Here is a 23,522-nt window from a genome sequence, read left to right on the forward strand (position 1 = left end):
AACGCACGATATAGGGCGTCCCCAGGCCCATCGCCACCCGAATATCACGCGAGATGGTTGTGCTATACAACAATTTTGGTTGTATGGTCGAACCATGTCGGAGGAGATGCGCCTGCAGGAGGCCGTGGCGAGGTTCGTTCGCGCCTTCGGCCTGCACCAGCCCGACCGGACCCCCTGCGGGCAGCCCATCCCGGTCTCGGAGGCCCATGCCCTGGGCGAGCTGGCCAGGGACGGCGCCCTGCGGCAGCACGACCTCGCTCATCGGCTGCGCCTGGAGAAGAGCACCACCAGCCGCCTGGTCACCCAGCTCATCAAGCGCGGCTGGGCCGAACGCACCCCGACTCCCGACGACGGCCGCGGCGTCCTGGTCCGGCTCACTGCCGACGGCGCCGACGCGGCCGCGCGACTCGCCCGGGCCAGAGCGGATCGCTTCTCCGCCGTCCTCGGCCGCGTCCCCGAACATGAACGCGCGGCGGTGCTGCGCGCCCTCGGCATCCTCACGGAGGCGATGGATGACGCGTGAACACCGGCGCGCCGGGCTGCTCCTGGCCGCTCTGGCGCTGGCAGCGGCCGGCTGCGCACCCTCCGGCCAGGACCACGGGCAGCATCAGACACCGGCCGGGCGTCAGGCGGAGGTCGCCGCCAGGGGCCGCACGGTGATGCCCTTCGACCTGGACCGCACCACACACCGGTTCGGCAAGACGGCGACCGGCGGCGTGCAGACCGTCACCGCCGACGACCCCTCCGACGTACGGCAGATCACCCTCATCCGGCAGCACCTCACCGAGGAAGTGGCCGCCTTCCGCGAGGGCGACTTCGGCGACCCCGCATCCATCCACGGCGACCACATGCCCGGCCTGCACGACCTTCGGGAAGGGCACACCCGCATCGACATCCGCTACACCGACATGCCCGACGGCGCCCGGATCACCTACACCACCGGCGAGCCCACCCTGGTGAAGGCGCTGCACGCCTGGTTCGACGCCCAGGTCTCCGACCACGGCCGGCACGCCGAACACGGATGACGGTGCTCACCACCAGATGAAGTCCGCCGGGACGTGGTCCACCAGCCAGACGCCGTTGGCGCTCACCCTGAACTCGTGCCCTGCCGCGTGCATCCCGGCCGCGTTCACCACGAGCACGACCGGCTTGCCCCTGCGTGCGCCGACGCGGGTGGCGGTCTCCCGGTCCGGGGACAGGTGGACGTGATGGCGGGCCATCGGCCGCAGCCCCTCCGCGCGAATCGCCCCGACGTTCCGGGCGACCGTGCCGTGGTAGAGGACCGGGGGCGGCTCGACCACCGGCAGGTCGAGGTCGACGCGTACCGAGTGTCCCTGGCTGGCCCGGATCCGATCGCCCTCGATCACGTAGCGCCGTTTGTCGTTGCCGTCGACCACCTGCTCCAGCTCGGCCCGCGAGATCGGGAACCCGTGCGAGGCCGCCGCCGTCAGCAGCGCGTCGACGTCCACCCAGCCGTGCGCGTCGAGTTCGATGCCGATGGCCTCGGGCTGGTGGCGCAGATGCCTGGCGAGGTACTTGGAGACCCGCACCAGCCGCCGCTCGTCCATCACCGTCCTCCGGTCCCGCCGTCTCCCCGTCGAGATCACTTTATGGCGTCGGGCATGATCCTGACGTCTGCCGCTTCGAGGGGCTCGAACCGGCCGATCGGTCCATCCCGGCCCGTGAGGGACAGCCGGTAGGCTTCGGACCCTATGGACAGCTCGATCTTGGAGAAGGTCCGCGAGCTCCGCGGACAGGGCCGCTCCCCCAAGCAGATCGCCCGCGCGCTGGGCATGGCGCCGGCGGCGGTCGCGCCGTACATCCGGGCGGTGGCCGAGCAGAAGGGCGGGCAGGCCGCCGAGGCCGAACTCGCGGGGTGCTGGATCAACGCCGGCTGGAGCGAGGGACTGGGCGTGCCGGAAACGACCGGCTGGGCGGACGACGTCCCGGACGGCCAGGAGACCGCGGGCACGGTCAGCGTGGTGGTGGCGCGCAAGCACGGCTGGGACAAGCTGTCGGTCTGCGCCTACCTCGTCGACGTCTACTGCCTGGGCGTCAAGCACACCGTCGGCCCCGACGTGATGAGCGAGGTGGAGCTGCACCGCTTCCTCCCGAAGTGGTTCAGGATCTACACGCACGGCTGGCGGGAGGCGCCGCTCGACCTGGTCCGGCACCTCGTCTTCGGCGCGGTCGACTACGCGCGCGACCTCGGCTTCGAGCCGGCCACGGACGTGGCCGGGGCGGCCGGCCACCTCGGCGCGTGGGAGGACAAGTCGGCCATCGCCTTCGGCAAGGACGGCAAGCCGTTCTACCTCGCGGGCCCGAACGAGGACGTCCGGCACGTCGTGAGGACACTGGAGCGGAGGGTCGGCCCGCCGCCCAACTTCGACTTCTTCGCTCCCATGCCCGAGACGCAGATCTCCCTGGGCGGCCACAGGCTCTCCTGACCCCGCCGACGGCGACTTCCGCTCATCTGTCCGCGAACAGGCGGTCCGCCGGGGCTCCGGACATGCCAGACTCCCAGGCATGGCAGCCTCGGACCGATCAGTGGTCGTCGACATCCGGACGCGCCGGGCCGTGAAGGAGCGCGCCCCGGAAACCCCCGACGGCCCGGACCCGTTGCTGCGCACGGTCTACGGGGTAATTCTCCGCGACGAGCGGCTCGACCAGGACCGCACGCTCGACGACGTGGCGCGGGCGGTGGGCATGTCCAAGCAGTACCTGTCGGAGGTCGAGCGCGGCCGCAAGGAGCCGTCGTCGGAGATGCTGCATTCGGTGTGTGACGCACTCGGTCTGCCGATCGAGCAGCTGCTCACCCGTGCCGTCCGGCGGATCACGGCGTCGCGCCGGCTCGCGGCGCACAGGCCCACCGGCACGCCACGGGTGGAGCTGCTGGCGGCGTGAGCGCTACGACGGCTCGCGGGTGAAGAGCAGCTCGTCGGCCAGGCCGTACTCGACGGCCTCCCGGGCGCTGAAGACCCGGTCCCGGACGGTGTCCTCGTGCAGCCGCGCGACGTCCACTCCGGTGTGACGGCTCAGGATCTCCTCGGTCTGCGCGCGTACGCGCATCACCTCGTCCGCCTGCAGGGTGAGGTCGGAGATGGTGCCCTGGCCCTTCGTGGACGGCTGGTGCAGCAGCACGCGGGAGTGGGCGAGCATGAACCGCCGCCCGGGGGCGCCGGCGGCGAACAGCACCGCGGCCGCGGAGGCCGCCTGGCCCATGCAGTACGTCGCGACCTTCGCGCGGATGAACTGCATGGTGTCGTAGATCGCGAGCATCGCGGTCGACGAGCCGCCCGGGGAGTTGATGTACAGGTTGATCTCCTGGTCCGGGCTCTCCGCCTCCAGGTGGAGCAACTGCGCCATCACGACGTTCGCGACGCCGTCGTCGATCTCGGTGCCGAGGAAGATGATCCGCTCGTTGAGCAGCCTGCTGAAGATATCGAACGACCGCTCCCCCACCGGGGTCTTCTCGACCACGTACGGGATCGTGTACTGGCTCATGACGAGAACCCCATCCGGTTGGAAACGGCGAAGGGCGCGAGGCCGTGGAATGAGCCGACGATCTCGTCGATGATCCCGTAGTCGCGGGCCTGCTCTGCGGTGAACCATCGGTCGCGGTCGCTGTCGGCGGCGATCTCCGCGACCGTGCGTCCCGTCTCGGCCGCGAGGATCTCCTCGGACTGCCGCTTCATGTACTTGAGGTTCTCGGCCTGGATCGAGATGTCGATCGCCGTGCCGCCGATGCCGGCCGACGGCTGATGCATCATGATGCGGCTGTGCGCGAGGCTCATCCGCTTGCCGTGCGTGCCGGAGGCCAGCAGCACCTGGCCCATGCTCGCCGCCAGCCCCAGCGCGACGGTGACGACGTCGTTCGGCACCAGCTTCATCGTGTCGTAGATCGCCAGCCCGGCCAGCACGGACCCTCCCGGCGAATTGATGTACAGGACGATGTCCCGTTCGGAGTCCTCCGAGGCCAGCAACACCATCTCGGCGCACACCCGCTCGGCCATCTCGTCGTCGACCTCTCCGGTCAACAGCAGGGTCCGTTGCTGGAACAGCTTCTCGTTCATCCGATCCCGGTAACCAGTGCTCGATGAAACACTCATGGCGCAGTTGTATCCGCGCAGCCCCGCGACCTGTCGGTATGTCTGCCGAGGGCAGACGCATGGGTCTGGGCGAACGCGGCCGGCGGCGGGTACGCCCTGGTGAGAGGACCTGCCGCTCACACGGCGGGACGCCCGGCGACCGGAGGCGCACCAGACGCGTCACCGGCCGGATGGACCTTTCGCCGGCGTCGTCTCCGACGTCCGGCACGTCCGTCGGAAGGGGATCGCGTGAAGCTCGTCGGCATTCGCGACGGGCGACGGGTGGACGTCGCCGTCCGGATCGGCGACCGGGTCACCCCGATCGCCGAGGTCGGCGACTTCTACGCCGACCTCGGCCGCTGGCTGCCGCAGGCCCGCCGTACGGACGTCGGGCTGCACCCGGTCGCGGAGGCCGAGCTCGCGCCGCCGGTGCCGCCGTGGGCCCGGGTGGTCTGCGTCGGGCTCAACTACCGGTCGCACGCGGCGGTGGGCGGCTTCACCCCGCCACGGCATCCGACCGTCTCCGGCCGCTGGGCCTCGACCCTCACAGTGAGCGGGACTCCCGCTCCGGTGCCGGCCGGTGAGCCCGGCCTGGACTGGGAGGGCGAGGTCGCCGCCGTCGTGGGACGGCGGCTGATCGACGCCGACGAGGCGACCGCCGCGGCGTCCGTGCTCGGCTACGCCGCCTTCAACGACCTCACCGCCCGCGCCGCGCAGAAGCTCACCGCGCAGTGGACGCTGGGCAAGAACGCCGACCGCAGCGGACCCATGGGGCCGCTGGTCACCGCCGACGAGGTGGGCGACCTGGCCGACGGGCTGCGCCTGCGGACCCGGGTCAACGGCGAGACCGTCCAGGACGGGAACACGCGCGACATGATCTTCGGTGTCGGCGAGCTGCTGTCGCTGGTCAGCCATGCGTTCACCCTCCAGCCGGGCGACGTGCTCGCCACCGGCACGCCGGAGGGCGTGGGCTACGTGCGCGACCCGCCGCGCTTCCTGCGGCCGGGGGACGTGGTCGAGGTGGAGATCGACCGGCTCGGCGTGCTGCGCACGCCCATCGTCGGCCCGGAGCAGCGGCCGTGAACGTCCCCGTCCGCATCGCGGGCGGCGGTCCGCGCGGCCGGCGGACGCAGGACACGGACGCAGGACACGGACGCAGGACACGGACGCAGGAGGACACGGACGCAGGAGGACACGGACGCAGGACACCGCGGCCCCACGCCCCGGGCCGCCACCAGCGCCGTGACACGTGCCGTGACCCGAGCGGCGGCCCGGGTCACGGCGGTGCCTCATCCGGCGGGCGTCGCCGCCTTGGGCGATGCGGTGCCCGACGTCGAGGCGGCACCGGCGGGCGAGGCGGCGCCGGCGGGCGAGGCGGCATCCGACGGCGTGGCCGACGGTTTGACGGGTCCCGCCGTCGACGGAGGCGGCGAGGCGTCCGCCGCCGGTGTGGCCGTGTTGGTCGCGCCGGCGGTGGTGAACACCAGCACCCCGGTCGCCACGGCCACCACCGACACGACGGCTGCGGCGGCGTACGTGATCTTCCGCATCAGCCGCCTGCGCTCCTCGCGCCGCCTGGCCTCCTCGCGCCGCATGGCGGCGCGCATACGCTTGACCTTTCGCTGTGACATGGGCACTCCCGAGACCGCTCCCCGAGACGTCGTCGGGCGTCACCATAACCACCGGCGGATAACGCGGATCTAAAACGCGCCGCCGCTCGTACGCGCGGACGGCGGGGTAGTGGCCGCGGGTGGCGCCGCAATCGCCGCCGTCTTTCACGGACCAGTCACGATACGGGAGGCCTCATTGAGCAGCACTCTTCCCGCCACCCCGCCGCCCTTCGACCCGGAGCTGGCCGCCGCGCTCGCCGCGTTCGGCGAGACGCTGCCGCCGTCGCTGACTCCGGACATGATCCCGCTCCTGCGGGCGGGGATGGCGAACGGCCCAAGCCTGCCCGACGAGGCGCTCAGCCGGGGCGGCGCCTTCGAGGTGGAGGAGCGGGCGGTGCCCGGCCCGGACGGCGCGCCCGGCGTCTCCCTGCTCATCTGCCGCCCGGCGGGCGCCACCACCCCGCTCGCCGCCGTCTACCACGCGCACGGCGGAGGGATGATCATCGGTGACAACCGGGTGGGCCTCGATGTCGTGCTCGACTGGGCGCAGGAGCTCCGGCTCGTCGTCGTGTCCGTGGAGTATCGGCTGGCGCCCGAGCATCCTCATCCGGCGCCGGTCGAGGACTGCTACGCGGGCCTGGTGTGGACCGCCGCCCACGCCGCCGAGCTGGGGGTCGACCCGGAGCGCATCATCGTCGCCGGGGCGAGCGCGGGCGGCGGCCTGGCCGCGGCGCTGGCGCTCATGGCCCGCGACCGCGGCGGCCCCGCCCTGGCCGGGCAGATGCTGATGTGCCCCATGCTCGACGACCGTAACGACACCCCGTCGTCCCACCAGATGGCCGGGTCCGGCGTCTGGGACCGCACCGCGAACGAGACCGGGTGGAGCGCCCTGCTCGGCGACGCCCGCGGCGGCCCGGACGTCTCCCCCTACGCCGCTCCGGCCCGCGCCACCGACCTGTCCGGGCTGCCGCCCGCCTTCATCGACGTCGGCTCGGCCGAGACGTTCCGCGACGAGGACGTGGCGTACGCCGCCGCGATCTGGCGGGCCGGAGGCAGCGCGGAGCTGCACGTGTGGCCGGGCGGGTTCCACGGCTTCGATCTCATGGTCCCGCAGGCGGCCGTCTCGCGGGACGCCCGCGCCGCCCGGCTGCGCTGGCTGCGCCGCGTCCTCGGCGGGTAGCCCGGGCTCGTACGGCGGCGGCCGGGTCAGCCGCCGAGGGCGGCGGACTCCTCCTCCTCGACCTGGCGGTTCCAGTCGCGCTTGGAGGACTGCCAGCCGTCCTCGTCGCGGCCCAGCCGCCAGTAGCCGGAGATCGACAGCCGCTCGAGCGGCAGGCCGCGCTCCACGCGCAGGTGGCGCCGCAGCTCCTTGACGAAACCCGCCTCGCCGTGGACGAAGGCGTGCACCACGCCCTCGGGGAACTCCAGCTCCCGCACCGCCCGCACCAGCGCCTCGCCCACCGGCCGGCCACGGCGGTGCAGCCACACGATCTCCGCGTCACCCTCGGCCGGCAGCTTCTGCTCCTCCTCCGGGCCCTCCACCTCGACGAACACCCGGGCGGACGCGCCGGCCGGGAGCCGCTCCAAAGCGGCGCCGATCGCCGGGAGCGCGCTCTCGTCCCCGGCCAGCAGGTGCCAGTCGGCCTCCGCGCTCGGCGCGTACGCCCCGCCGGGGCCGAGGAAGCGGAGCACGTCGCCCGGCCGGGCCCGCAGCGCCCAGGGCCCGGCCAGTCCCTCGTCGCCGTGATAGACGAAGTCGATGGTGAGCTCCCGCGCCCCCGGGTCCCAGGCCCGTACGGTGTAGGTCCGCGTCTTGGGCCACTGGTCCCGGGGCAGCTCGGCGCGGATCGCCGCGATGTCGAACGGCTCCGGGTAGTCCACCCCCGGCAGCGGGAACAGCAGCTTCACGTAGTGGTCGGTGAACTCGCCCGCGTCGAAATCGGCGAGTCCCTCACCACCGAGCACCACCCGGATCATGTGCGGGGTCAGCCGTTCGGTGCGCGTCACCACGCCCGTCGTCGCGCGGGGCGGGCGCCGCGCCGGCTCGGTCGTCGCCATGGGGGTTCCCTTCGTCAGCCTTCTTAGGCAAGCCTAACTACATTGCGCGGCCATCGTGACCTTCCATCCGCGCCATAGATGCAAGCTTGTATCCATGACTGCTAGGCTCCTCGCATGGCCGATCCCGCGAAGCGTCCCTCCGCCGCCCACACCGCGTACGCGGTGACCAAGGAGCTGATCCTGTCCGGCGAGCTTCCCGGCGGAAGCCTCATCAGCGAGGGCGAGATCGCCGAACGGGTACGCGTGAGCCGCACGCCCGTCCGGGAGGCGTTCCTCCGGCTGGAGTCGGAGGAACTGCTGACGCTGCACCCCAAGCGCGGCGCGGTGGTGGCGCCGGTGCCGCCGGGCGAGGCGGCGGACGTGCTGGAGCTGCGGCTGGCGCTCGAGCGGTCCGCGGCCGAGCGCATCGCGCGGACCGGCCTGGGCGACGATCACCACGAGCGGATGCGCGAACTGCTGCGGCGCCAGCGGACCCTCGCCGAGGCCTCGGACGTCGGCCGGTTCGCCGAGGCGGACGAGGCGTTCCACCGGTGCGTCGTCGAGGCGTCGGGGAACCGGCTGGCCAGCCGGTTCTACGCCACCCTGGGCGACCGGCAGCGGCGGATGAGCATCTCCGCGCTCCTCCCGCGGCCGGAGCGGCTGTCTCTCCTCGCCGACGAGCACGAGGCCCTGCTGAACCATCTCCTCGCCGGCGACGCGGCGGCGTTCGCCTCGGCCCTGCTCCGTCACCTCACCGGGACGCACGGCTCGCCGCACACCGCCGGCCGCGACGACGGCTGAGACACGCACCGACACCCCGAAGGTCTGACCCTCCCATGCCCGAGATTCCGCAGGCCGCCCCGTCGCCTGCCACCGTCCCCTCCCCGAACTCCTGGCGGGCCGTCGCCGCGGCGATGTTCGCCTGCGGCTGGGGCGGCAACCAGTTCACCCCGCTACTGCTGATGTACCGCCGCCTCGGCGGCTACTCCACGCTCAGCGTCGACGCCTTCCTCGGCGCGTACGTCGTCGGGCTCGTGCCCGGGCTCCTGCTCGCCGGGCCGGTGTCGGACCGGCGCGGGCGGCGCCCCGTGCTGGTGACCGGCGCCGTCGCCTCGGCCGTCGCGAGCCTGGTGCTCTGCTTCGGCGGGCAGAGCGCGTGGCCCATCTACGCGGGGCGGCTGATCACCGGTTTCGCGGTCGGCATCGCGATGGCGGTGGGCAGCAGCTGGGTGAAGGAGCTGTCGGCCGGGGCGGACGGCGGGCTCGCCGCGCGCCGCGCCGCGCTGTGCCAGACGGCGGGCTTCGGGCTCGGGGCGGGGGTCGCGGGCGTGCTGGCCCAGTGGGGGCCGTGGCCCATGGTGACGCCGTACGTCGCCCATCTGCTGCTCGCCGTGGTGATCCCCGTGCTGCTCCTGCGGGTGCCGGAGACACGGCCGCCGCTCCCGCACGGGACGGGCTCGGTCCGCGAGCTCCTCACCACGCTGGTGAACGACCTGCGTGTCCCCGCGCCGGCCCGCAGGCGGTTCCGGCTCGTGGTCCTGCCGATGGCGCCGTGGGTGTTCGGCACGGCCGGGCTCGCGTACGCCGTCATGCCCCAGCTCGTCGGCTTCCGCGTGGGCGACTGGGGACTCGCGTACGCGACCGGGCTGACCGTGCTGACCCTGGGCACGGGTGTGGCCGTGCAGCCCGTGGCCAGGAGGCTGCACCGCGAGACAGGCACCCGGACGGGACGGGCTCCGGTGGCGGCGATGGCGGTGACGCTCGCCGGCTCGGCGCTGTGCGCGGCGAACGCCGTGCTGCTGTCGCCATGGCTCGCGGCCGTCGCCGCGGCCGCCCTGGGGGCGGGCTACGGCATCGCGGTGGTCTCCGGGCTGCTGGAGATACAGCGCATGGCCGGCGCCGACGACCTCGCCGGCCTGACCGGCATCTACTACACGCTCGCCTACGCGGGCTTCCTGCTCCCCACCGTGCTCGCCACGTTGTCGGCGTGGCTCTCCTACCCCGTCATGCTGGCGGCGGTGGCCGCCGCGGCCCTGGTCTGCCTCGGTCTCGTCATGACCGGCGCGCGGGTCACGGAGCCGGCGGCCCCGGCACGCTGACCGGCCCGAGGGCGTGCGCCCTCTGAAGCTTTCAGACGGCGGGCATCGCGGGCAGCGGAATCCACCGAGATCAGAGCACGCGGCGGGGCTTCGCGGACGGCCGGCGCGCCGATCCGGTGTTGTCCGCGCCCGCCGCCTGAGTGATCGTGCTGAGCAGGAAGATCCCACGGCATCGGTCGAGGAGGCACGGCATGGCGGTGCGTCTCGGAACGCGTCTCGGGGCGATGGTCGCGGCGCTGGTCCTCCTGCCGGTCATGGCGGTCCTCACGAGCGCCCCTGCCGCCGCCGACACCCGCGTCGACAACCCGTACGTGGCCGCCCACGGCTACGTCGACCCCTGGTGGTACGCGTCGGCCGCGGCGGAGCCCGGCGGCGCGGTGGTCGCCATCAGCCCGACCGCCGTCTGGCTCGACCGCGTCTCCCGCGTCGAGGGGACGCCCTCCTCGCCCGGGCTGCGCGCGCATCTGGACGAGGCGGTCCTGCAGGCCGCCGGTGGATCGAGCCCGCTCACGTTCCAGGTCGTGCTGAACGACCTGCCGGACCGCAACTGCACCCGCCCGGTCTCCAACGGGGACTTCAGCGTGGCGGCCGACGGCCTGAACCGCTACCGGACCGAGTACGTCGACCCGATCGCCGAGATCCTGGCCGACCCGGCCTACCAGCGGCTGCGCATCGTGGCGATCGTCGAGCCCGACTTCCTGCCCGGGCTGCTCGTGCCCGCCACCACGGGCCGCTGCGGCGCCGTCCAGGCGAGCGGCGCCTACCCGCAGGCGCTGCGGTACGCGATCACCCGGCTGCACGCCATCCCCAACGTGTACGTCTACCTCGACGCCTCCCACCACGGCTTCGCCGGCCACTCCGCCAACTTCGGCCGGGCCGCCGACCTGCTCGCGAGCATCGCGGGCGCGTCCGGCGGCGGACCGTCGCCGGTGCACGGCTTCACGGTCAACGTCGGGGGCTACAACGCCCTGGCCGAGCCGCACTTCACCGCCGAGACGAAGATCAACGGACAGCCGGTGAAAATGTCGCGCTGGGTCGAGTGGAACGACTACGTGGACGAGCTCTCCTTCGCCCAGGCGTTCCGGCAGCGGCTCATCGCGGCCGGGTTCCCCTCCGGCATCGGCATGGTGATCGACACCTCGCGCAGCGGCTGGGGCGGCCCGGACCGCCCGCTCCACCGGAGCACCTCCACCGACGTGAACCGGTTCGTCGACGAATCCCGGGTGGACCGCCGCAAGAGCGTCGGCAACTGGTGCAACCAGGCCGGCGCCGGGCTCGGCGAGCGCCCTCGGGCCATCCCCGCGATCGGCATCGACGCGTACGCCTGGATCAAGCAGCCGGGTGTCTCGGACGGCTCCAGCGTGAACGTCATCGCTCCCGACGGCACCCGGCCCGATCCCATGTGCGATCCCACGTACGCCCCCGTCACCGGCGCGTACGTGCCCAGCGGCGCGCTCCCGGGCGCCCCGCCGGCGGGACAGTGGTTCGGTGCGCAGTTCCGCCAGCTCCTGGCCAACGCCTACCCGCCGCTGTGAGGCGTCTGCCCGCCCCGCTACCAGCGGTTGCGCGCTTCCTCCGCCCAGCCGGTCAGGCCGTCCAGGTCCACCCAGGCGCCGTCGTCGGCCCGGGCCCGTCCGCTGAAGTGCCCGAAGCACTGGTGCGTCTCGCTGCCCACGACGCCGAGCTCGGTGCGGGCCTCCCGCACGTGGAACGGATGGAACTCCACCTCGACGCGTGGGCCGGTGATCCGCCACGGACGCTTCCAGTCCGTCCGGTCGTAGGACCAGAGCAGCTCGTCGCCGATCTTGTGCAGGCGGCCGTCGAGGAACAACGCGTTCTCCGTGGAGCCGGTGCCGTCGGTCCATCTGCCGCCGAGCTGGACGGCCCTGCCCGGCCCGCTGCCCGCCGCCCAGTTCCAGGTGACCGCGTACGGCCACTTGCCCCGGCCGTGGTCCAGCACGGCGAAGGAGTCCGCCTCGCCGACGGCGTACTCGCCCGACGGCAGCCGCAGGCGTCCGCGCACGGGCCGGCCCACGTCCTTCACGGTGTACTGGAACCGGTTCGGGCCCCAGGGCACCACCACGCCCAGCGACTCGTGCCCCTCCGGCGACGCCGCCCGCAGGTCCACCTCGACTCCGGGGGCCGTGGCCCGGATCGTCGCGCCGCCCGGGTCCTGGTCGACGCGGATCTCCAGGCCGCCGCCGCTGACCGCGGCCGTCCCGGCCCCGCTGCGCTCGGGGAACACGGCGCCGCGGGCCAGCGGGACCGTCACGTCCTTGGTGATCTCCTCGCCGGTGTCCCGGTCCAGCACGTAGAGGCCGTACACACCGGCGTAGTCGAGCGACGACGCCACCAGGCCGACGATGTGGCGGGGCGTCACGACGCCCCAGTATTCCCAGCGCTTGCGCCGTCCCCAGCCGCGCAGGTTGGCCCGGTGGAGCGGGCGGCGGGTCCAGCCGACGGCGCCGGGGTCGAGCCGCCCGCCGGGCAGGCACAGGTCGACGGGCGCGGTGATCTCCCGTTCGCGGGTGGTCACGCGTTCGCCCGAGGTCACGGTGTCGCCGGCCGTTCGTCGAGGAGCCGGACCAGTCGTCTCGGCGCGATCAGCCGGTAGCTGTCCTCGATCAGCCCGGCGATCTCGTCCCAGTCCTGATCGGCGTCCAGCCGCGCGCCCACCCAGCCGTTGCGGCCGACGTACGGCGGGACGAAGAAGCGCTCCGGGTCCGAGGCCACGAGAGCGTCCTGCACTCCCGGCCCGGCCTTGAACGTCAGCGACCGCCCGTCCTCGCTCGTCATCGCGAACATCTTGTCGCCGACCCGGTATGCGGGGGCGGTGTGGCCCCCGAACGGCTTCTCCACCGCCTCCGGGAGGGCCAGGCTGATCTCCCGGATCCTGGCCGCCGCCTCCTCATCGCCCACGCGGCTCGTCCCTTCGCACGATCGTCATGACCGACCAGGGTACGGGCCGCACCCCGCCCCCACCACCCTGCCGGTGCGGGGCAGGGGCAGGGTCAGTGGTCGTCCCAGTGGCCGTCGTGGCGGACGTGGCGGTGGCCGTCGTGGATGTAGTCGACGTGGTCGCCGTGCGGCACGGCCACGTGCCCGCACCCCGGCCCGTGCTCGTGGTCGTGCACGTCGTGGACGGCGTGCGCGCTCTCCTCGCACTCGTCGACATGGTTCTCGTGCACCCGGTGCAGATGACCGTCGTGGACGTAGTCCACATGGTCGCGGTGCGGCACCGCGACATGGCCGCACCCGGCGCCGTGCAGGTGCTCGTGCTGCGTGTGCGGGTGGTGCTCGGTCGTTGTGGTCATGGGGGGATTCCCCCTTTCCGGAAACCGCGGACTGCCGCATTGGTACCCCCGTGCGTACGCCGGAGGCACCGCCTCGGCCGCTTTTGCGCAAGCCGATGGGAGGCTCTACTCCCGTTTGGGGCACCCGGCCGTCGCTTTGGGGCACCCGGCTGTCGCGTCATGGGATCCGGGGCTGCTCCCGCTCCGTCAGAGCTGACCACCCGGAGCCCGCAGCAGCGTGCCGGCCCGGGCCCGCACCGCCTCGACGGCCTCCCAGTCCTCGGTGGCGAGGCCGGCCAACGCCGCCGGGAACACGCCGTCCTGCTCTTTCAGGATGTGGGCGCGCAGCAGGTTCAGGACGTCGAGCAACCTGAGCGGCCAGCCGGGATCGCCGGGCGCGCCGTCCGCCGCCTCGCCGAGAACCGCCTCGATGCGCCGGTGCTCCGCCTCCAGGCCCGCGACGTGCTCGGGGAAGTCGGCCGCCAGCGCGGGGAACAGGCCGTGCTCCTCGACCTCGGTGTGCGGGCCGAGCACCTCGGCGATCCGCCCGGCGATCGCGGTCATGGCGTCGGTGTCGCCGGCGGCGTACGCCGTACGCGCGTCTCCGATCAGGTCGACCACCAGATCGTGCTCACGGGTCAGCTCGCCGATCACGGTCACGGCCTGGCAGCCGCAGTACTCGCACATCTCGATCCTCAGGTGCTCTGGGCGCGGTCCGGGCCATCACCAGCCGGACTCGTCCAACGATGCCCGGCCGCCGGGCCGGCGGGGCAGGGACCTTGGACCTCCCCGTACGGGTCCCCCGTCACCCGCCGGGCCGGTCGCGGCCCGTGCTCTCCCCCGCCGGGCGGCTCGCGCGATGCCGCGGGTCCGCCCGCCGAGGGCGTGTCCTCTCGACCGCTGCGGCCGCGCCCGGTAGGAGTAGGAACCCTCTCCCCCTGCCTTATCGGGAACGGTGATCGATGGGTCCGGGGACGGGGACGCGCAGAGAGCTTCTGGTCTCCAGACGCTGGATTCAGGCGGCTGTGCTGGTGGCCGTGTTCGGGTTCTTCGTCATGGGCCTGCTCGCGTTCCGTACGTACACCGCGGGGCCGCCCGTACCGCGGCTGGTGGTGGGCGAATCCGGGCAGGAGCTGTACACCGGCCGCGACATCGCCGACGGGCAGAAGGTCTTCCTGGCCAACGGGCTGATGCAGTACGGGTCGGTGCTCGGGCACGGGGGCTATCTCGGGCCGGACTACACGGCCGACTACCTGCGTCGCGCCGCCACCGCCGCCCTCCGGTCGCGCGGCGGCGGCGACCAGGCTCGTGAGCGGGTCGTACGGGAGTTCCGGACCAACCGCTACGACCCCCGTACGGGGGTGCTGACCTACACGCGGGCGCAGGCGGCCGCCTTCACCGCGCTCACCGGGCACTATCGCGACTACTTCGCCGACCCCCGTACGGACAAGGGGCTGCGCCCGCACGCGATCACGGATCCACGGCAGATCCGTCAGCTGACCGCGTTCCTGTCCTGGACGGCCTGGATCGCCTCGGCCGAACGCCCCGGAGCGGTCTACTCCTACACCAACAACTGGCCCGCCGAGCCGTTGGTCGGCAACGTGCCCACCGCCGACACCGTGCTGTGGAGCGTGGTGTCGCTGGTCGCCCTTCTGGTCGGCATCGGTGCGCTGTTCGGCGCCGTCGGCCGGTGGGGCGGACATCTGGGCTGGCGGGGCCGTCAGGCCGAGGCGATCGACTTCCACTCCCCCGATGAGGTGGCGCTCACGCCCGCGCAGCGGGTCACCGCGTTCTTCTTCCTCGTCGTCGCGCTGCTCTTCCTCGCGCAGGTGCTACTGGGCGGTGCGACGGAGCACTATCGCGCCGATCTCACGAGTTTCTTCGGCCTCAACCTGGCCGAGTTGCTGCCTTTCAACCTGGCCCGCACCTGGCACCTGCAGCTGTCGCTGTTCTGGGTGGTGGCCGCCTTCCTCGCGGCCGGCATCTTCCTGGCCCCGCTCATGGCCGGAGCCGAGCCGCGCGGCCACGGGAGGCTCGCCTGGTCGCTTCTGGCGGCCCTCGCCGTCGTGGCGTCCGGCTCCCTGATCGCGGAGGGGCTGAGCATCCACGGGTTCATCCGGCCGGGCGACTTCTGGGGCAGCCAGCAGTTCGAATGGCTCGACCTCCCCCGCGTCTGGCAGATCCTGCTGACCGCCGGCATGGCCCTGTGGGCGGTGATGATGTGGCGGGTGCTGCGCACCACCCTGTCGAGGGACAGCCGCGGCAACCTGCCCTGGATATTCTTCCTGTCCGGCCTGGCGATCCCCGGCGTCTACGCGGTCGGGCTGCTGGCTCGCCCGGGCGACACCTTCACCGTCACCGACTTCTGGCGGTTCTGGGTGGTGCACCTGTGGGTGGAGGACTTCCTCGAACTGTTCACCACCGCCATGGTCGCCTACATGTTCGTCCAGCTCGGCGTGGTGCGGGAGCGGGTCGCCCTCGTGGTGATCTACCTGGACGTCATCCTGTACTCGGCCGGCGGCGTGATCGGCACCATGCACCACCTGTACTTCAGCGGCGAGCCCGTGGAGCACCTCGCGCTGGGCGCGTTCTTCTCCGCGATGGAGGTCGTGCCGCTGACCTTCCTGACCGTGGAGGCCTGGTCGTTCCTGCAGCTGGGGGCACGCCAGCACATGGAGTCGCGCACCCCGTTCCCGCACCGCTGGGCCGTGATGTTCCTGGTCGCCGTCGGCTTCTGGAACTTTCTCGGCGCGGGCGTCTTCGGCTTCCTGATCAACCTTCCGATCGTCTCCTACTACGAGATCGGCACCGGCCTGACCGCCAACCACGCACATGGCTCGATGATGGGCGTCTACGGCATGCTCGCCATCGCCCTCGGCCTGTTCGCGCTGCGCTACCTGATCCCCGCGGACCGGTGGCCGGAGAAGTGGGCCAGGGTCTCCTTCTGGTCCCTCAACATCGGCCTGGCCTGGATGTGCTTCGCCACCCTGCTGCCGCTGGGCCTCCTGCAACTGCACCAGGCGGTGGCCTCCGGCTACTTCGAGGCGCGCTCCCTCGGCTACCTCACCGGCCGCACCAACACCCTGCTCGAGTGGCTGCGCCTGCCCGGCGACGCCCTGTTCATCGTCGGCGGCGTCCTGCCCTTCTGCCGGATCGCCTGGCTCGGCGTACGCCACCGGGGACGGCAGGCCACCGCCGACCCGGTCACCGGGGTCACCCCCGCGCCCCGGCTGTCGGTCATCCGGGAACCGGTGGACACACCATGATCTTCACCATCGAGGCGATCCTGGCGGACGGCTACGCCGCCGGACTGCTCGCCATCGCCGCCGGGCTGGACCGCCTGGCCCGCCACGTCGCCGTACGACCCGGACACCATCCCATCGGGGGGTTGCCCTGTCGCCCGGAGCACGACGCCCGGGAGAACGTCCGGACGCCGCCGCCCTGGCCGCACTCGGAGGCAGGGCGCTTCCACCGCTGCCTCGCCCTCGTCCTGGTCGTTCTGGCCGCATCGCTGACGCTCGTCCAGGCCATACGCCACCCCGCCCGGCCCGACCTCGTGCTGGCCGCCGGCACGCTCGCGGCCACCGGCCTGACCGGGTGGCTGCTGGCCCGACGTCTCCGCGCCACCCCCGCCGGTTTCCCCGGACCGGGAAGGGAGCATGAACAGCCGGCATCACCTGAGAGAACAAAAGATTTGGGTGATTCGTTCTCTTGAACTCATCGCGTTTATGGCTGTAGGTTGGGCGCCATGATCGCGCCCAGGACTCCGACCACCGCCGAGGAGCTGCGCGGGGCCGGCCTGCGGGTGACGGCCGCCCGCGTCGCACTGCTCGAGACCGTCCGCAGCGGTGACCACCTCGACGTCGAGGCGATCGCCTCCGGGGTCCGCGATCGCGTGGGCCACGTCTCCCTGCAAGCCGTGTACGAGGCCCTCCATGCCCTGACCGCAGCGGGACTCGTCCGCCGCATCGAACCGGCCGGCAGCCCGGCCCGGTTCGAGGGCCGCGTCGGCGACAACCACCACCACGTCGTGTGCCGGTCGTGCGGTGTCGTCGCCGACGTCGACTGCGCGGCCGGCGAGGCGCCGTGCCTGACCGCCTCCGACGACCACGGCTTCACGATCGACGAGGCCGACGTCATCTACTGGGGCCTGTGCCCCGGCTGTTCCAACGCCCGCGCTTCCTGAGCCCCATGATCGACTAGTTCCAGAAGGATTGCCTTGACCGAGAACCACGACGCAATCGTTGTCGACCCGAAGACGGAGGGTGAAAGCGGCTGCCCGGTCGCGCACACGCGCGCCCCGCACCCGACCCAGGGCAACGCCAACCACCAGTGGTGGCCGGAGCGGCTCAACCTCAAGATCCTCGCCAAGAACCCCGCCGTGGCCAACCCCCTCGGCGAGGACTACGACTACCGTGAGGCGTTCAAGTCTCTCGACCTCGCGGCCGTGAAGCGGGACATCGCCGAGGTGCTGACCACCTCGCAGGACTGGTGGCCGGCCGACTTCGGCCACTACGGCCCGCTCATGGTCCGGATGGCGTGGCACAGCGCGGGCACCTACCGGATCAGCGACGGCCGCGGCGGCGCCGGCACGGGCCAGCAGCGGTTCGCCCCGCTCAACAGCTGGCCCGACAACGGGAACCTCGACAAGGCCCGCCGCCTGCTGTGGCCGGTCAAGAAGAAGTACGGCAAGAAGATCTCCTGGGCCGACCTCCTGATCCTCACGGGCAACGTCGCCCTGGAGTCGATGGGCTTCAAGACCTTCGGCTTCGCCGGCGGCCGCGTGGACGCCTGGGAGCCCGACGACGACGTCTACTGGGGTCCCGAGACCACCTGGCTCGGCGACGAGCGCTACAGCGGCGACCGTGAGCTGGAGAACCCGCTCGCCGCGGTCCAGATGGGCCTCATCTACGTCAACCCGGAGGGCCCGAACGGCAACCCGGACCCGCTCGCCGCGGCCCGCGACATCCGTGAGACGTTCCGCCGCATGGCGATGAACGACGAGGAGACGGTCGCCCTCATCGCGGGTGGCCACACCTTCGGCAAGACCCACGGCGCCGGCCCGGCCGACAACGTCGGTCCCGACCCCGAGGCCGCCCCGATCGAGCAGCAGGGCCTGGGCTGGAAGAACAGCTACGGCACCGGCAAGGGCGGCGACACGATCACCAGCGGCCTCGAGGTCATCTGGACGCCCACCCCGACCACGTGGGACAACACCTTCTTCGAGGTCCTCTTCGGCTATGAGTGGGAGCTGTTCAAGAGCCCCGCCGGCGCCAACCAGTGGCGGCCTAAGGACGGCGCCGGGGCGGGCACCGTCCCCGACGCCCACGACCCGTCGAAGCGTCACGCCCCGACGATGCTGACGACCGACCTCGCGCTCCGGTTCGACCCGATCTACGAGCAGATCTCGCGGCGCTTCCTGGAGAACCCCGACGAGTTCGCGGACGCCTTCGCCCGTGCGTGGTTCAAGCTGACCCACCGCGACATGGGGCCGGTCGCCCGCTACCTCGGCCCGGAGGTTCCGAGCGAGGTGCTGCTGTGGCAGGACCCGCTGCCGGAGCGGACGTACGAACTCGTCGACGCCGCGGACATCGCCGCCCTCAAGGAGCAGATCCTCGCCTCGGGCCTGTCGGTGTCCCAGCTCGTCTCCACCGCATGGGCGTCGGCCGCGTCCTTCCGCGGCAGCGACAAGCGGGGCGGCGCCAACGGCGCGCGTGTGCGCCTGCAGCCGCAGATCGGGTGGGAGGTCAACGACCCCGACCAGCTCGCGGCCGTGCTGCGCACCCTGGAGAGCGTGCAGCAGTCGTTCAACGCCGCCCAGACCGGCGGCAAGCAGGTCTCCCTCGCCGACGTGATCGTGCTCGCCGGGTGCGCCGCCGTGGAGAAGGCCGCCAAGGACGCGGGCTTCGACGTCGAGGTCCCCTTCACCCCGGGTCGCGTGGACGCGTCGCAGGAGCAGACGGACGTGGAGTCGTTCGCCGCGCTCGAGCCGACCGCCGACGGGTTCCGCAACTACTACGGGAAGGGCAACCGGCTTCCCGCCGAGTACCTGCTCATCGACCGGGCGAACCTGCTGAACCTCAGCGCCCCCGAGATGACGGTCCTCGTCGGCGGCCTGCGCGTCCTGGGCGCCAACTACCGGCAGTCGAAGCTCGGCGTCCTCACCGAGACCCCCGAGGTCCTGACCAACGACTTCTTCGTCAACCTGCTCGACCTGGGCACGGAGTGGAAGTCGGCCTCGGAGGACCAGACCACGTTCGAGGCGCGCGACGCCGCCACGGGCGAGGTCAAGTGGACCGGCACCCGGGCCGACCTCGTCTTCGGGGCCAACTCCGAGCTGCGCGCGGTCGCGGAGGTCTACGCCAGCGACGACGCCAAGGAGAAGTTCGTGCAGGACTTCGTCAAGGCGTGGGACAAGGTGATGAACCTCGACCGGTTCGACCTGATCTGATCCCGGCATGATCGTCCGGGCCGGCCCGCGCGGGCCGGCCCGGACGTTCCCGTGGTCAGGCGGGCCCCGTGGTCAGGCTGGCAGGGAGGCGAGCCAGCCGGTCAGGATGTCGTTGACCTCGTCTCGGCGTTCCTGCTGGATCCAGTGGCCGCAGCCGTCGAGCACGCGCGAGGAGACCAGGCCCGGCAGCGTGACCGGGTAGGCCGCGATGGCGTCGGCCATCCAGGTCGTGGAGGCGTCCAGCGCGCCGCCGATGAACAGCGACGGCTGTGTGATGGCGGCACCGTCGAAGCCGGCGAGGTCCTCCCAGTCCCGGTCCATGTTCCGGTAGCGGTTCAGCGCCCCGGTCAGGCCGGTCCGTTCGAACTCGGCGGCGTAGAAGTCGAGATCGTCCTGGCCGAGCCAGGCGGGCATCCGGCCGGAGGGGAAGCGGTCGCGCAGCCTTCCGCCCCGGGACACGAAGTGCGGGTCCGGGGCACCGGCGGAGGGCATGGTGTCGGCGGACAGGGCGGCGTAGAAGCCGGCGAGCCAGCCGCGGACGTCCGGCTCGATCTCGTCCTCGGCCCGGCCGGGCTCCTGGAAGTAGCCGGCGTAGAACTCCTCCTCTCCGCCCATCCGCGCGAACACCTCGCTGGGCCGCGGCCCGCCGCGCGGAGCGTACGGCACGCTCAGCAGGCCGACCGCGCGGAAGACCTCGGGCCGCACGAGGGCGGAGTTCGCGGCGATGGTCGCGCCCCAGTCGTGACCCACGATCACCGCGGTCGGCTCGCCCAGGGCGTGCACGACCGCGACGTTGTCCTCGACCAGCTCCAGCATCCGGTACGCGGCGACGTCCCCGGGCTTGGAGGAGCGGCCATAGCCCCTGACGTCCAGAGCGACGGCCCGGTAGCCGGCCGCGGCCAGCACGGGCAGTTGGTGGCGCCACGAATACCAGGACTCGGGGAACCCGTGCACCAGCAGCACCAGCGGCCCCGAGCCCTGCTCCACGACGTGGATGCGACCGGCGGGAGACGGGACCAGACGATGTGTGACCGCCGCGGCGGGAGCGGGCTGCGCCATCGATCCTCCAAAGTTCCTGGTGGTTTCGCGGGAATCATCCGCCGGACCGTGCCGCCGCCGCGAATCGTGTTGCCGGTCCGGCAAATTGCTCCGGGCGCCACATCACAGGGCCGGCCGATGTGACCGGCCCCTGACGTTCGCCGAGCCCGCCGTCCGGGGAGTCTTCGGGGTGGGGTTCCCCGGCCGGAAGAAGTCGCTCTCCTCCCCGCCGCCGGGGCCTCAGACCCCCGCCGGGTAGGTTTCCGGGACCTCTCCGCGCTCCCAGCGGGCCGTACGCTCCAGGGGCTCCACGGCGCCGGTCTCGTCGATGTGCACGACCGCGTCGAACTGGTCGGGCAGGCGGGTCTGGAAGTAGTGGCTCCGCCGTTCCGTGGCCGGGCGGTACACGACTCCGATGGCCCGTTCGAGCAGCGCCCCGCGCAGCGCGTCCGCCGCGCCGGCCGGTCGGGCGAGATCGACCAGGAACTCCGCGCGCCCGACCTCGTGGAACAGCTCCTCGACGGAGCCGGGCAGCGCCGGGCGCACGTTCTTCCGCTCGGCCGGGTGGCCCCAGTCGCCGGCCGCCGTGACGGTGCCGGTGTAGGTGGTGAAGCCGATGAGCCGGCAGTCCTCCGGGTTGTGCTCGCGCACCAGCCGGCCGAGGTTGAGCTCACCGCGCGCGCCCATCTCCGTCGCCCGCGCGTCGCCGAGGTGGGAGTTGTGCGCCCACACCACGATCCTCGCCGGCTCGCCGCGCTGCCAGCCGAGGTGCTCGGCCAGCGCGAACAGCGTGTCGGCCATGTGCCGGTCGCGCAGGTTCCACGACGACACCCGGCCGCCGAACATCGTGCGGTAGTAGCGCTCGGCGGCCGCCACGACCGCCGCGTTCCGCTCGGCGTGGAAGAACTCGTCCTCGCCGAGCAGCCCCTGCGCCCGCTGGTAGCGCAGCGCGTTGCGCTGGAGGTCGACGAGTTGGTCGACCACCCGCCGCTCGCACGACTCCCCCGCGCCGAAGGCGGCGGCGAAGCCGTACGCCTGCCCGTCGTCGCCGTCGCTGTGGTCGAAGCAGGCATATCGGTCGCGGGCCCGTCCCGCCGCGCCGGGATCCACCGTGTCCAGGTACGCGATGACCTCGTCGGCGGAGTGGTGCAGGCTGTAGAGGTCGAGCCCGTAGAAACCGGCCCGCGCCCGCTCGTCCAGCCGCTCGTTGTGCTCGCGCAGCCACCCGGCGAACTCCAGCACGTCCGCGTTCCGCCACATCCAGGTGGGGAAACGCCGGAAGCCGCGCAGCGCCTCCTCCGCGGACGCGTCGTCGCCGCGCCCCCGGACGTACCGGTTCACCCGGTACGCGTCGGGCCAGTCGGCCTCCACCGCCACGGCGACGAAGCCCTTCTCCTCGATGAGCCGCCGCGTCATGTGGGCGCGCGCGGCGTAGAACTCGTGGGTGCCGTGCGACGCCTCGCCGATCAGCACGAACCGCGCGTCGCCGACGAGGCCGCACAGCACCTCGTCGGAGGGGACGCCGTCCCGTGTGGGGACGAGCTGCGAGCGCAGGGCCGCGAGGCCGGTCCGCGCGGACGTGGCCCGGGCCCGCGCCGGGACCCGGGCGACCGCCGCGCGCAGCAGCTTGCGCACCTCGTCGTCGGTGATCCGGCTGAAGTTCCAGTACGACTCCCCCGCCGAGAAGAAAGGCGTGGGCGTGGTCGCGCAGACGACCTCGTCCACCAGAGCCGACAGCTCCTGGCAGGTGGACCGCGGCGCGGCGGGCACGGCGACCACGATCCGGGCGGGCTCCCGCTGCCGGACCGCGCGGACTGCGGCGCGCAGGCCCGCGCCGGTCGCCAGCCCGTCGTCCACGATGATCACGGTCTTGCCGCGCAGCTCCGGCGCGGGCGCGTCGCCGCGGTAGGCCCGCTCCCGCCTCGCCAGCTCGCGGGCCTCCCGCTCCACCACCTGCCGGATGGTGTCGGACTGGATGCCGAGCCCGCGGACGACGTCCTCGTCGAGCACGATCACTCCGCCGCCGGAGATCGCCCCCATCGCGAGCTCCTCGCGGCCGGGCGTGCCGAGCTTGCGCACCGGCAGCGCGTCGAGCGGGTGCCCCAGGCCCGTCGCCACCTCGTACGCCACGGGCACACCGCCGGGCGGCAGGCCGAGGACGACGACGCCGGGCAAGTCCCGGTAGTGCCCGAGGAGCCCCGCGAGCACCGAGCCCGCGTCCCGGCGATCCGAAAACAGGCGATCGTCCATGCGGCTCGCCTCCTGCAATCGCGCAGCCGAATACCCCCTTCCCGGCAGTGCAAACACGGCCTGTCCGACGTGCAGCCGGGGACGGCGCCCGGGATCGTGCTCGGCCTCCGCCAGGCGCGGATGCACGTCACTCGATTTCAACTACTTCCGCAGCAAGGACGAGGTGGTGCTCGCCGACACCGAGCACATCTTCGACCTGCTGCTCGGGACACTCGCGGAACGACGGCCGCAGGAGGGGCCCGGCGAGTTGCTGGCGAGGATGGTCCAGGAGTACGCCACCCGCCGCCGGCCGGCCGTGCCGCGCAAGGAGCCCGAGGAGTTGTCGGCGGCGACCCGGCTGGTGCTGACGACACCGGCGCTCCAGGCCAAGGGCCTCTACCTGATGATGGATCTGCAGCGGCGGATCGCCGGCGAGCTGATGAAGGCGTTCCCCGGCCGGTTGGATCCGATCACCGCGGCGGCGATGACCGGAGCCCTGATCGGCGCCATCCAGCAGGCGAGCCTGGCGAGCGTCGAGCTCGGCCGATCCCAGGACGAGCTGTGGGAGGCGGCGCGGCACGGCCTCGGCATCGCCCTGCACGGCCTGCTCTCGGTGCGGCCGGACACCGGCGCTCCGTGACGCGCTCCCTGCGAGTCATCCACCCGGGCGGGAGCGG

Annotated in this window: 25 protein-coding genes; 14 read left to right on the forward strand and 11 right to left on the reverse strand. The window is 72.5% G+C overall.

Going from position 1 to position 23,522, the window contains the following annotated elements; translation table 11 throughout:
* Positions 1-94: 94 nt before the first annotated feature.
* Together AAH991_RS31020 and AAH991_RS31025 are read left to right on the forward strand one after the other, a co-directional pair.
* Positions 95-523, forward strand: a complete 429-nt coding sequence (locus AAH991_RS31020) for a MarR family winged helix-turn-helix transcriptional regulator (RefSeq protein WP_346229473.1) — start codon at positions 95-97, stop codon at positions 521-523.
* Positions 513-1,025, forward strand: a complete 513-nt coding sequence (locus AAH991_RS31025; RefSeq protein ID WP_346229474.1) for a hypothetical protein — start codon at positions 513-515, stop codon at positions 1,023-1,025. Before AAH991_RS31020 ends, AAH991_RS31025 begins: the two co-directional genes overlap by 11 nt.
* Before the next feature lie 6 nt (positions 1,026-1,031).
* Here the strand turns inward: AAH991_RS31025 and AAH991_RS31030 are convergent, their stop codons facing one another.
* Positions 1,032-1,568, reverse strand: coding sequence for an RNA 2'-phosphotransferase (locus AAH991_RS31030; protein WP_346229475.1), 537 nt, complete (start codon positions 1,566-1,568; stop codon positions 1,032-1,034).
* A 144-nt stretch (positions 1,569-1,712) separates the two neighbouring features.
* On the opposite strand from AAH991_RS31030, the gene AAH991_RS31035 reads away from it, so the two are divergent.
* On the forward strand, positions 1,713-2,447 hold the full coding sequence (locus tag AAH991_RS31035) for a helix-turn-helix domain-containing protein (RefSeq protein ID WP_346229476.1): 735 nt from the start codon (positions 1,713-1,715) through the stop codon (positions 2,445-2,447).
* A gap of 79 nt (positions 2,448-2,526) precedes the next feature.
* On the forward strand, positions 2,527-2,904 hold the full coding sequence (locus tag AAH991_RS31040) for a helix-turn-helix domain-containing protein (protein ID WP_346229477.1): 378 nt from the start codon (positions 2,527-2,529) through the stop codon (positions 2,902-2,904).
* A 3-nt stretch (positions 2,905-2,907) separates the two neighbouring features.
* Here the strand turns inward: AAH991_RS31040 and AAH991_RS31045 are convergent, their stop codons facing one another.
* Together AAH991_RS31045 and AAH991_RS31050 are read right to left on the reverse strand one after the other, a co-directional pair.
* Entirely contained in the window at positions 2,908-3,504 is a 597-nt protein-coding gene (locus AAH991_RS31045; RefSeq protein ID WP_346229478.1) for a ClpP family protease, read from the reverse strand.
* On the reverse strand, positions 3,501-4,073 hold the full coding sequence (locus tag AAH991_RS31050; RefSeq protein WP_346229479.1) for a ClpP family protease: 573 nt from the start codon (positions 4,071-4,073) through the stop codon (positions 3,501-3,503). Before AAH991_RS31050 ends, AAH991_RS31045 begins: the two co-directional genes overlap by 4 nt.
* Before the next feature lie 264 nt (positions 4,074-4,337).
* Here AAH991_RS31050 and AAH991_RS31055 point away from each other — a divergent pair, with 264 nt between their 5' ends.
* Positions 4,338-5,171 (forward strand): fumarylacetoacetate hydrolase family protein, encoded by an 834-nt coding sequence (locus tag AAH991_RS31055; RefSeq protein ID WP_346229480.1) that lies wholly within the window; start codon positions 4,338-4,340, stop codon positions 5,169-5,171.
* A 206-nt stretch (positions 5,172-5,377) separates the two neighbouring features.
* On the opposite strand, the gene AAH991_RS31060 is transcribed toward AAH991_RS31055, so the two are convergent.
* Positions 5,378-5,719 carry a hypothetical protein gene (locus AAH991_RS31060; protein ID WP_346229481.1) on the reverse strand — a complete coding sequence of 114 codons (342 nt, stop codon included), beginning with the start codon at positions 5,717-5,719 and terminating at the stop codon, positions 5,378-5,380.
* 175 nt (positions 5,720-5,894) lie between these two features.
* On the opposite strand from AAH991_RS31060, the gene AAH991_RS31065 reads away from it, so the two are divergent.
* Positions 5,895-6,878: an alpha/beta hydrolase gene (locus AAH991_RS31065; RefSeq protein ID WP_346229482.1), complete on the forward strand. Its 984-nt coding sequence runs from the start codon at positions 5,895-5,897 to the stop codon at positions 6,876-6,878.
* A 26-nt stretch (positions 6,879-6,904) separates the two neighbouring features.
* Here the strand turns inward: AAH991_RS31065 and AAH991_RS31070 are convergent, their stop codons facing one another.
* Positions 6,905-7,756, reverse strand: coding sequence for a siderophore-interacting protein (locus AAH991_RS31070; protein WP_346229483.1), 852 nt, complete (start codon positions 7,754-7,756; stop codon positions 6,905-6,907).
* Positions 7,757-7,870: 114 nt separating this feature from the next.
* On the opposite strand from AAH991_RS31070, the gene AAH991_RS31075 reads away from it, so the two are divergent.
* The 3 genes from AAH991_RS31075 (at position 7,871) to AAH991_RS31085 (ending at position 11,369) form a co-directional block, all read left to right on the forward strand.
* Positions 7,871-8,536 carry a GntR family transcriptional regulator gene (locus AAH991_RS31075; protein WP_346229484.1) on the forward strand — a complete coding sequence of 222 codons (666 nt, stop codon included), beginning with the start codon at positions 7,871-7,873 and terminating at the stop codon, positions 8,534-8,536.
* A 35-nt stretch (positions 8,537-8,571) separates the two neighbouring features.
* Positions 8,572-9,834 (forward strand): MFS transporter, encoded by a 1,263-nt coding sequence (locus tag AAH991_RS31080; protein ID WP_346229485.1) that lies wholly within the window; start codon positions 8,572-8,574, stop codon positions 9,832-9,834.
* A gap of 191 nt (positions 9,835-10,025) precedes the next feature.
* Entirely contained in the window at positions 10,026-11,369 is a 1,344-nt protein-coding gene (locus tag AAH991_RS31085) for a glycoside hydrolase family 6 protein (protein ID WP_346229486.1), read from the forward strand.
* A gap of 17 nt (positions 11,370-11,386) precedes the next feature.
* Here the strand turns inward: AAH991_RS31085 and AAH991_RS31090 are convergent, their stop codons facing one another.
* The 4 genes from AAH991_RS31090 to AAH991_RS31105 all read right to left on the reverse strand — a co-directional run bounded on the left by AAH991_RS31090 (position 11,387) and on the right by AAH991_RS31105 (position 13,814).
* Positions 11,387-12,370, reverse strand: coding sequence for a DUF2804 domain-containing protein (locus tag AAH991_RS31090; protein WP_346229487.1), 984 nt, complete (start codon positions 12,368-12,370; stop codon positions 11,387-11,389).
* Between the two features lie 14 nt (positions 12,371-12,384).
* Positions 12,385-12,753 (reverse strand): MmcQ/YjbR family DNA-binding protein, encoded by a 369-nt coding sequence (locus tag AAH991_RS31095; RefSeq protein WP_346229488.1) that lies wholly within the window; start codon positions 12,751-12,753, stop codon positions 12,385-12,387.
* A 92-nt stretch (positions 12,754-12,845) separates the two neighbouring features.
* Positions 12,846-13,148 (reverse strand): hypothetical protein, encoded by a 303-nt coding sequence (locus AAH991_RS31100; protein WP_346229489.1) that lies wholly within the window; start codon positions 13,146-13,148, stop codon positions 12,846-12,848.
* Positions 13,149-13,334: 186 nt separating this feature from the next.
* Positions 13,335-13,814 carry a hemerythrin domain-containing protein gene (locus AAH991_RS31105; protein WP_346229490.1) on the reverse strand — a complete coding sequence of 160 codons (480 nt, stop codon included), beginning with the start codon at positions 13,812-13,814 and terminating at the stop codon, positions 13,335-13,337.
* 338 nt (positions 13,815-14,152) lie between these two features.
* Here AAH991_RS31105 and AAH991_RS31110 point away from each other — a divergent pair, with 338 nt between their 5' ends.
* From AAH991_RS31110 to katG, 4 genes are read left to right on the forward strand one after another with little or no spacing between them, the layout of a single operon-like run.
* Positions 14,153-16,393, forward strand: coding sequence for a nitric-oxide reductase large subunit (locus AAH991_RS31110; protein ID WP_346229491.1), 2,241 nt, complete (start codon positions 14,153-14,155; stop codon positions 16,391-16,393).
* A complete protein-coding gene (locus AAH991_RS31115) occupies positions 16,390-16,842 on the forward strand; it encodes a hypothetical protein (protein WP_346229492.1) in 453 nt (150 codons plus the stop codon). Before AAH991_RS31110 ends, AAH991_RS31115 begins: the two co-directional genes overlap by 4 nt.
* A 33-nt stretch (positions 16,843-16,875) precedes the next feature.
* The gene (locus AAH991_RS31120; protein WP_182906900.1) at positions 16,876-17,313 is read left to right on the forward strand and encodes a Fur family transcriptional regulator; all 438 of its coding nucleotides are present in this window, start codon (positions 16,876-16,878) and stop codon (positions 17,311-17,313) included.
* Positions 17,314-17,346: 33 nt separating this feature from the next.
* Positions 17,347-19,578 carry a catalase/peroxidase HPI gene (katG, locus tag AAH991_RS31125; protein ID WP_346229493.1) on the forward strand — a complete coding sequence of 744 codons (2,232 nt, stop codon included), beginning with the start codon at positions 17,347-17,349 and terminating at the stop codon, positions 19,576-19,578.
* 72 nt (positions 19,579-19,650) lie between these two features.
* On the opposite strand, the gene AAH991_RS31130 is transcribed toward katG, so the two are convergent.
* Positions 19,651-20,637, reverse strand: a complete 987-nt coding sequence (locus AAH991_RS31130; RefSeq protein WP_346229494.1) for an alpha/beta fold hydrolase — start codon at positions 20,635-20,637, stop codon at positions 19,651-19,653.
* A gap of 219 nt (positions 20,638-20,856) precedes the next feature.
* A complete protein-coding gene (locus tag AAH991_RS31135; RefSeq protein WP_346229495.1) occupies positions 20,857-22,866 on the reverse strand; it encodes an erythromycin esterase family protein in 2,010 nt (669 codons plus the stop codon).
* Between the two features lie 166 nt (positions 22,867-23,032).
* Here AAH991_RS31135 and AAH991_RS31140 point away from each other — a divergent pair, with 166 nt between their 5' ends.
* Positions 23,033-23,485 (forward strand): hypothetical protein, encoded by a 453-nt coding sequence (locus AAH991_RS31140; protein WP_346229496.1) that lies wholly within the window; start codon positions 23,033-23,035, stop codon positions 23,483-23,485.
* Positions 23,486-23,522: the final 37 nt, after the last annotated feature.

The sequence above is a fragment of the Microbispora sp. ZYX-F-249 genome, assembly GCF_039649665.1.
In the GTDB taxonomy this organism is placed as follows: Bacteria; Actinomycetota; Actinomycetes; order Streptosporangiales; family Streptosporangiaceae; genus Microbispora; species Microbispora maris.

What these genes read in the sequence shown, in the direction of transcription:
- AAH991_RS31020 (WP_346229473.1), top strand. Translation starts at nt 95, where the DNA reads ATGTCGGAGGAGATGCGCCTGCAGGAGGCCGTGGCGAGGTTCGTTCGC.
- AAH991_RS31025 (WP_346229474.1), top strand. Translation starts at nt 513, where the DNA reads ATGACGCGTGAACACCGGCGCGCCGGGCTGCTCCTGGCCGCTCTGGCG.
- AAH991_RS31030 (WP_346229475.1), bottom strand. Translation starts at nt 1,568, where the DNA reads ATGGACGAGCGGCGGCTGGTGCGGGTCTCCAAGTACCTCGCCAGGCAT.
- AAH991_RS31035 (WP_346229476.1), top strand. Translation starts at nt 1,713, where the DNA reads ATGGACAGCTCGATCTTGGAGAAGGTCCGCGAGCTCCGCGGACAGGGC.
- AAH991_RS31040 (WP_346229477.1), top strand. Translation starts at nt 2,527, where the DNA reads ATGGCAGCCTCGGACCGATCAGTGGTCGTCGACATCCGGACGCGCCGG.
- AAH991_RS31045 (WP_346229478.1), bottom strand. Translation starts at nt 3,504, where the DNA reads ATGAGCCAGTACACGATCCCGTACGTGGTCGAGAAGACCCCGGTGGGG.
- AAH991_RS31050 (WP_346229479.1), bottom strand. Translation starts at nt 4,073, where the DNA reads ATGAACGAGAAGCTGTTCCAGCAACGGACCCTGCTGTTGACCGGAGAG.
- AAH991_RS31060 (WP_346229481.1), bottom strand. Translation starts at nt 5,719, where the DNA reads ATGTCACAGCGAAAGGTCAAGCGTATGCGCGCCGCCATGCGGCGCGAG.
- AAH991_RS31070 (WP_346229483.1), bottom strand. Translation starts at nt 7,756, where the DNA reads ATGGCGACGACCGAGCCGGCGCGGCGCCCGCCCCGCGCGACGACGGGC.
- AAH991_RS31075 (WP_346229484.1), top strand. Translation starts at nt 7,871, where the DNA reads ATGGCCGATCCCGCGAAGCGTCCCTCCGCCGCCCACACCGCGTACGCG.
- AAH991_RS31080 (WP_346229485.1), top strand. Translation starts at nt 8,572, where the DNA reads ATGCCCGAGATTCCGCAGGCCGCCCCGTCGCCTGCCACCGTCCCCTCC.
- AAH991_RS31085 (WP_346229486.1), top strand. Translation starts at nt 10,026, where the DNA reads ATGGCGGTGCGTCTCGGAACGCGTCTCGGGGCGATGGTCGCGGCGCTG.
- AAH991_RS31100 (WP_346229489.1), bottom strand. Translation starts at nt 13,148, where the DNA reads ATGACCACAACGACCGAGCACCACCCGCACACGCAGCACGAGCACCTG.
- AAH991_RS31105 (WP_346229490.1), bottom strand. Translation starts at nt 13,814, where the DNA reads ATGTGCGAGTACTGCGGCTGCCAGGCCGTGACCGTGATCGGCGAGCTG.
- AAH991_RS31115 (WP_346229492.1), top strand. Translation starts at nt 16,390, where the DNA reads ATGATCTTCACCATCGAGGCGATCCTGGCGGACGGCTACGCCGCCGGA.
- AAH991_RS31120 (WP_182906900.1), top strand. Translation starts at nt 16,876, where the DNA reads ATGATCGCGCCCAGGACTCCGACCACCGCCGAGGAGCTGCGCGGGGCC.
- AAH991_RS31130 (WP_346229494.1), bottom strand. Translation starts at nt 20,637, where the DNA reads ATGGCGCAGCCCGCTCCCGCCGCGGCGGTCACACATCGTCTGGTCCCG.
- AAH991_RS31135 (WP_346229495.1), bottom strand. Translation starts at nt 22,866, where the DNA reads ATGGACGATCGCCTGTTTTCGGATCGCCGGGACGCGGGCTCGGTGCTC.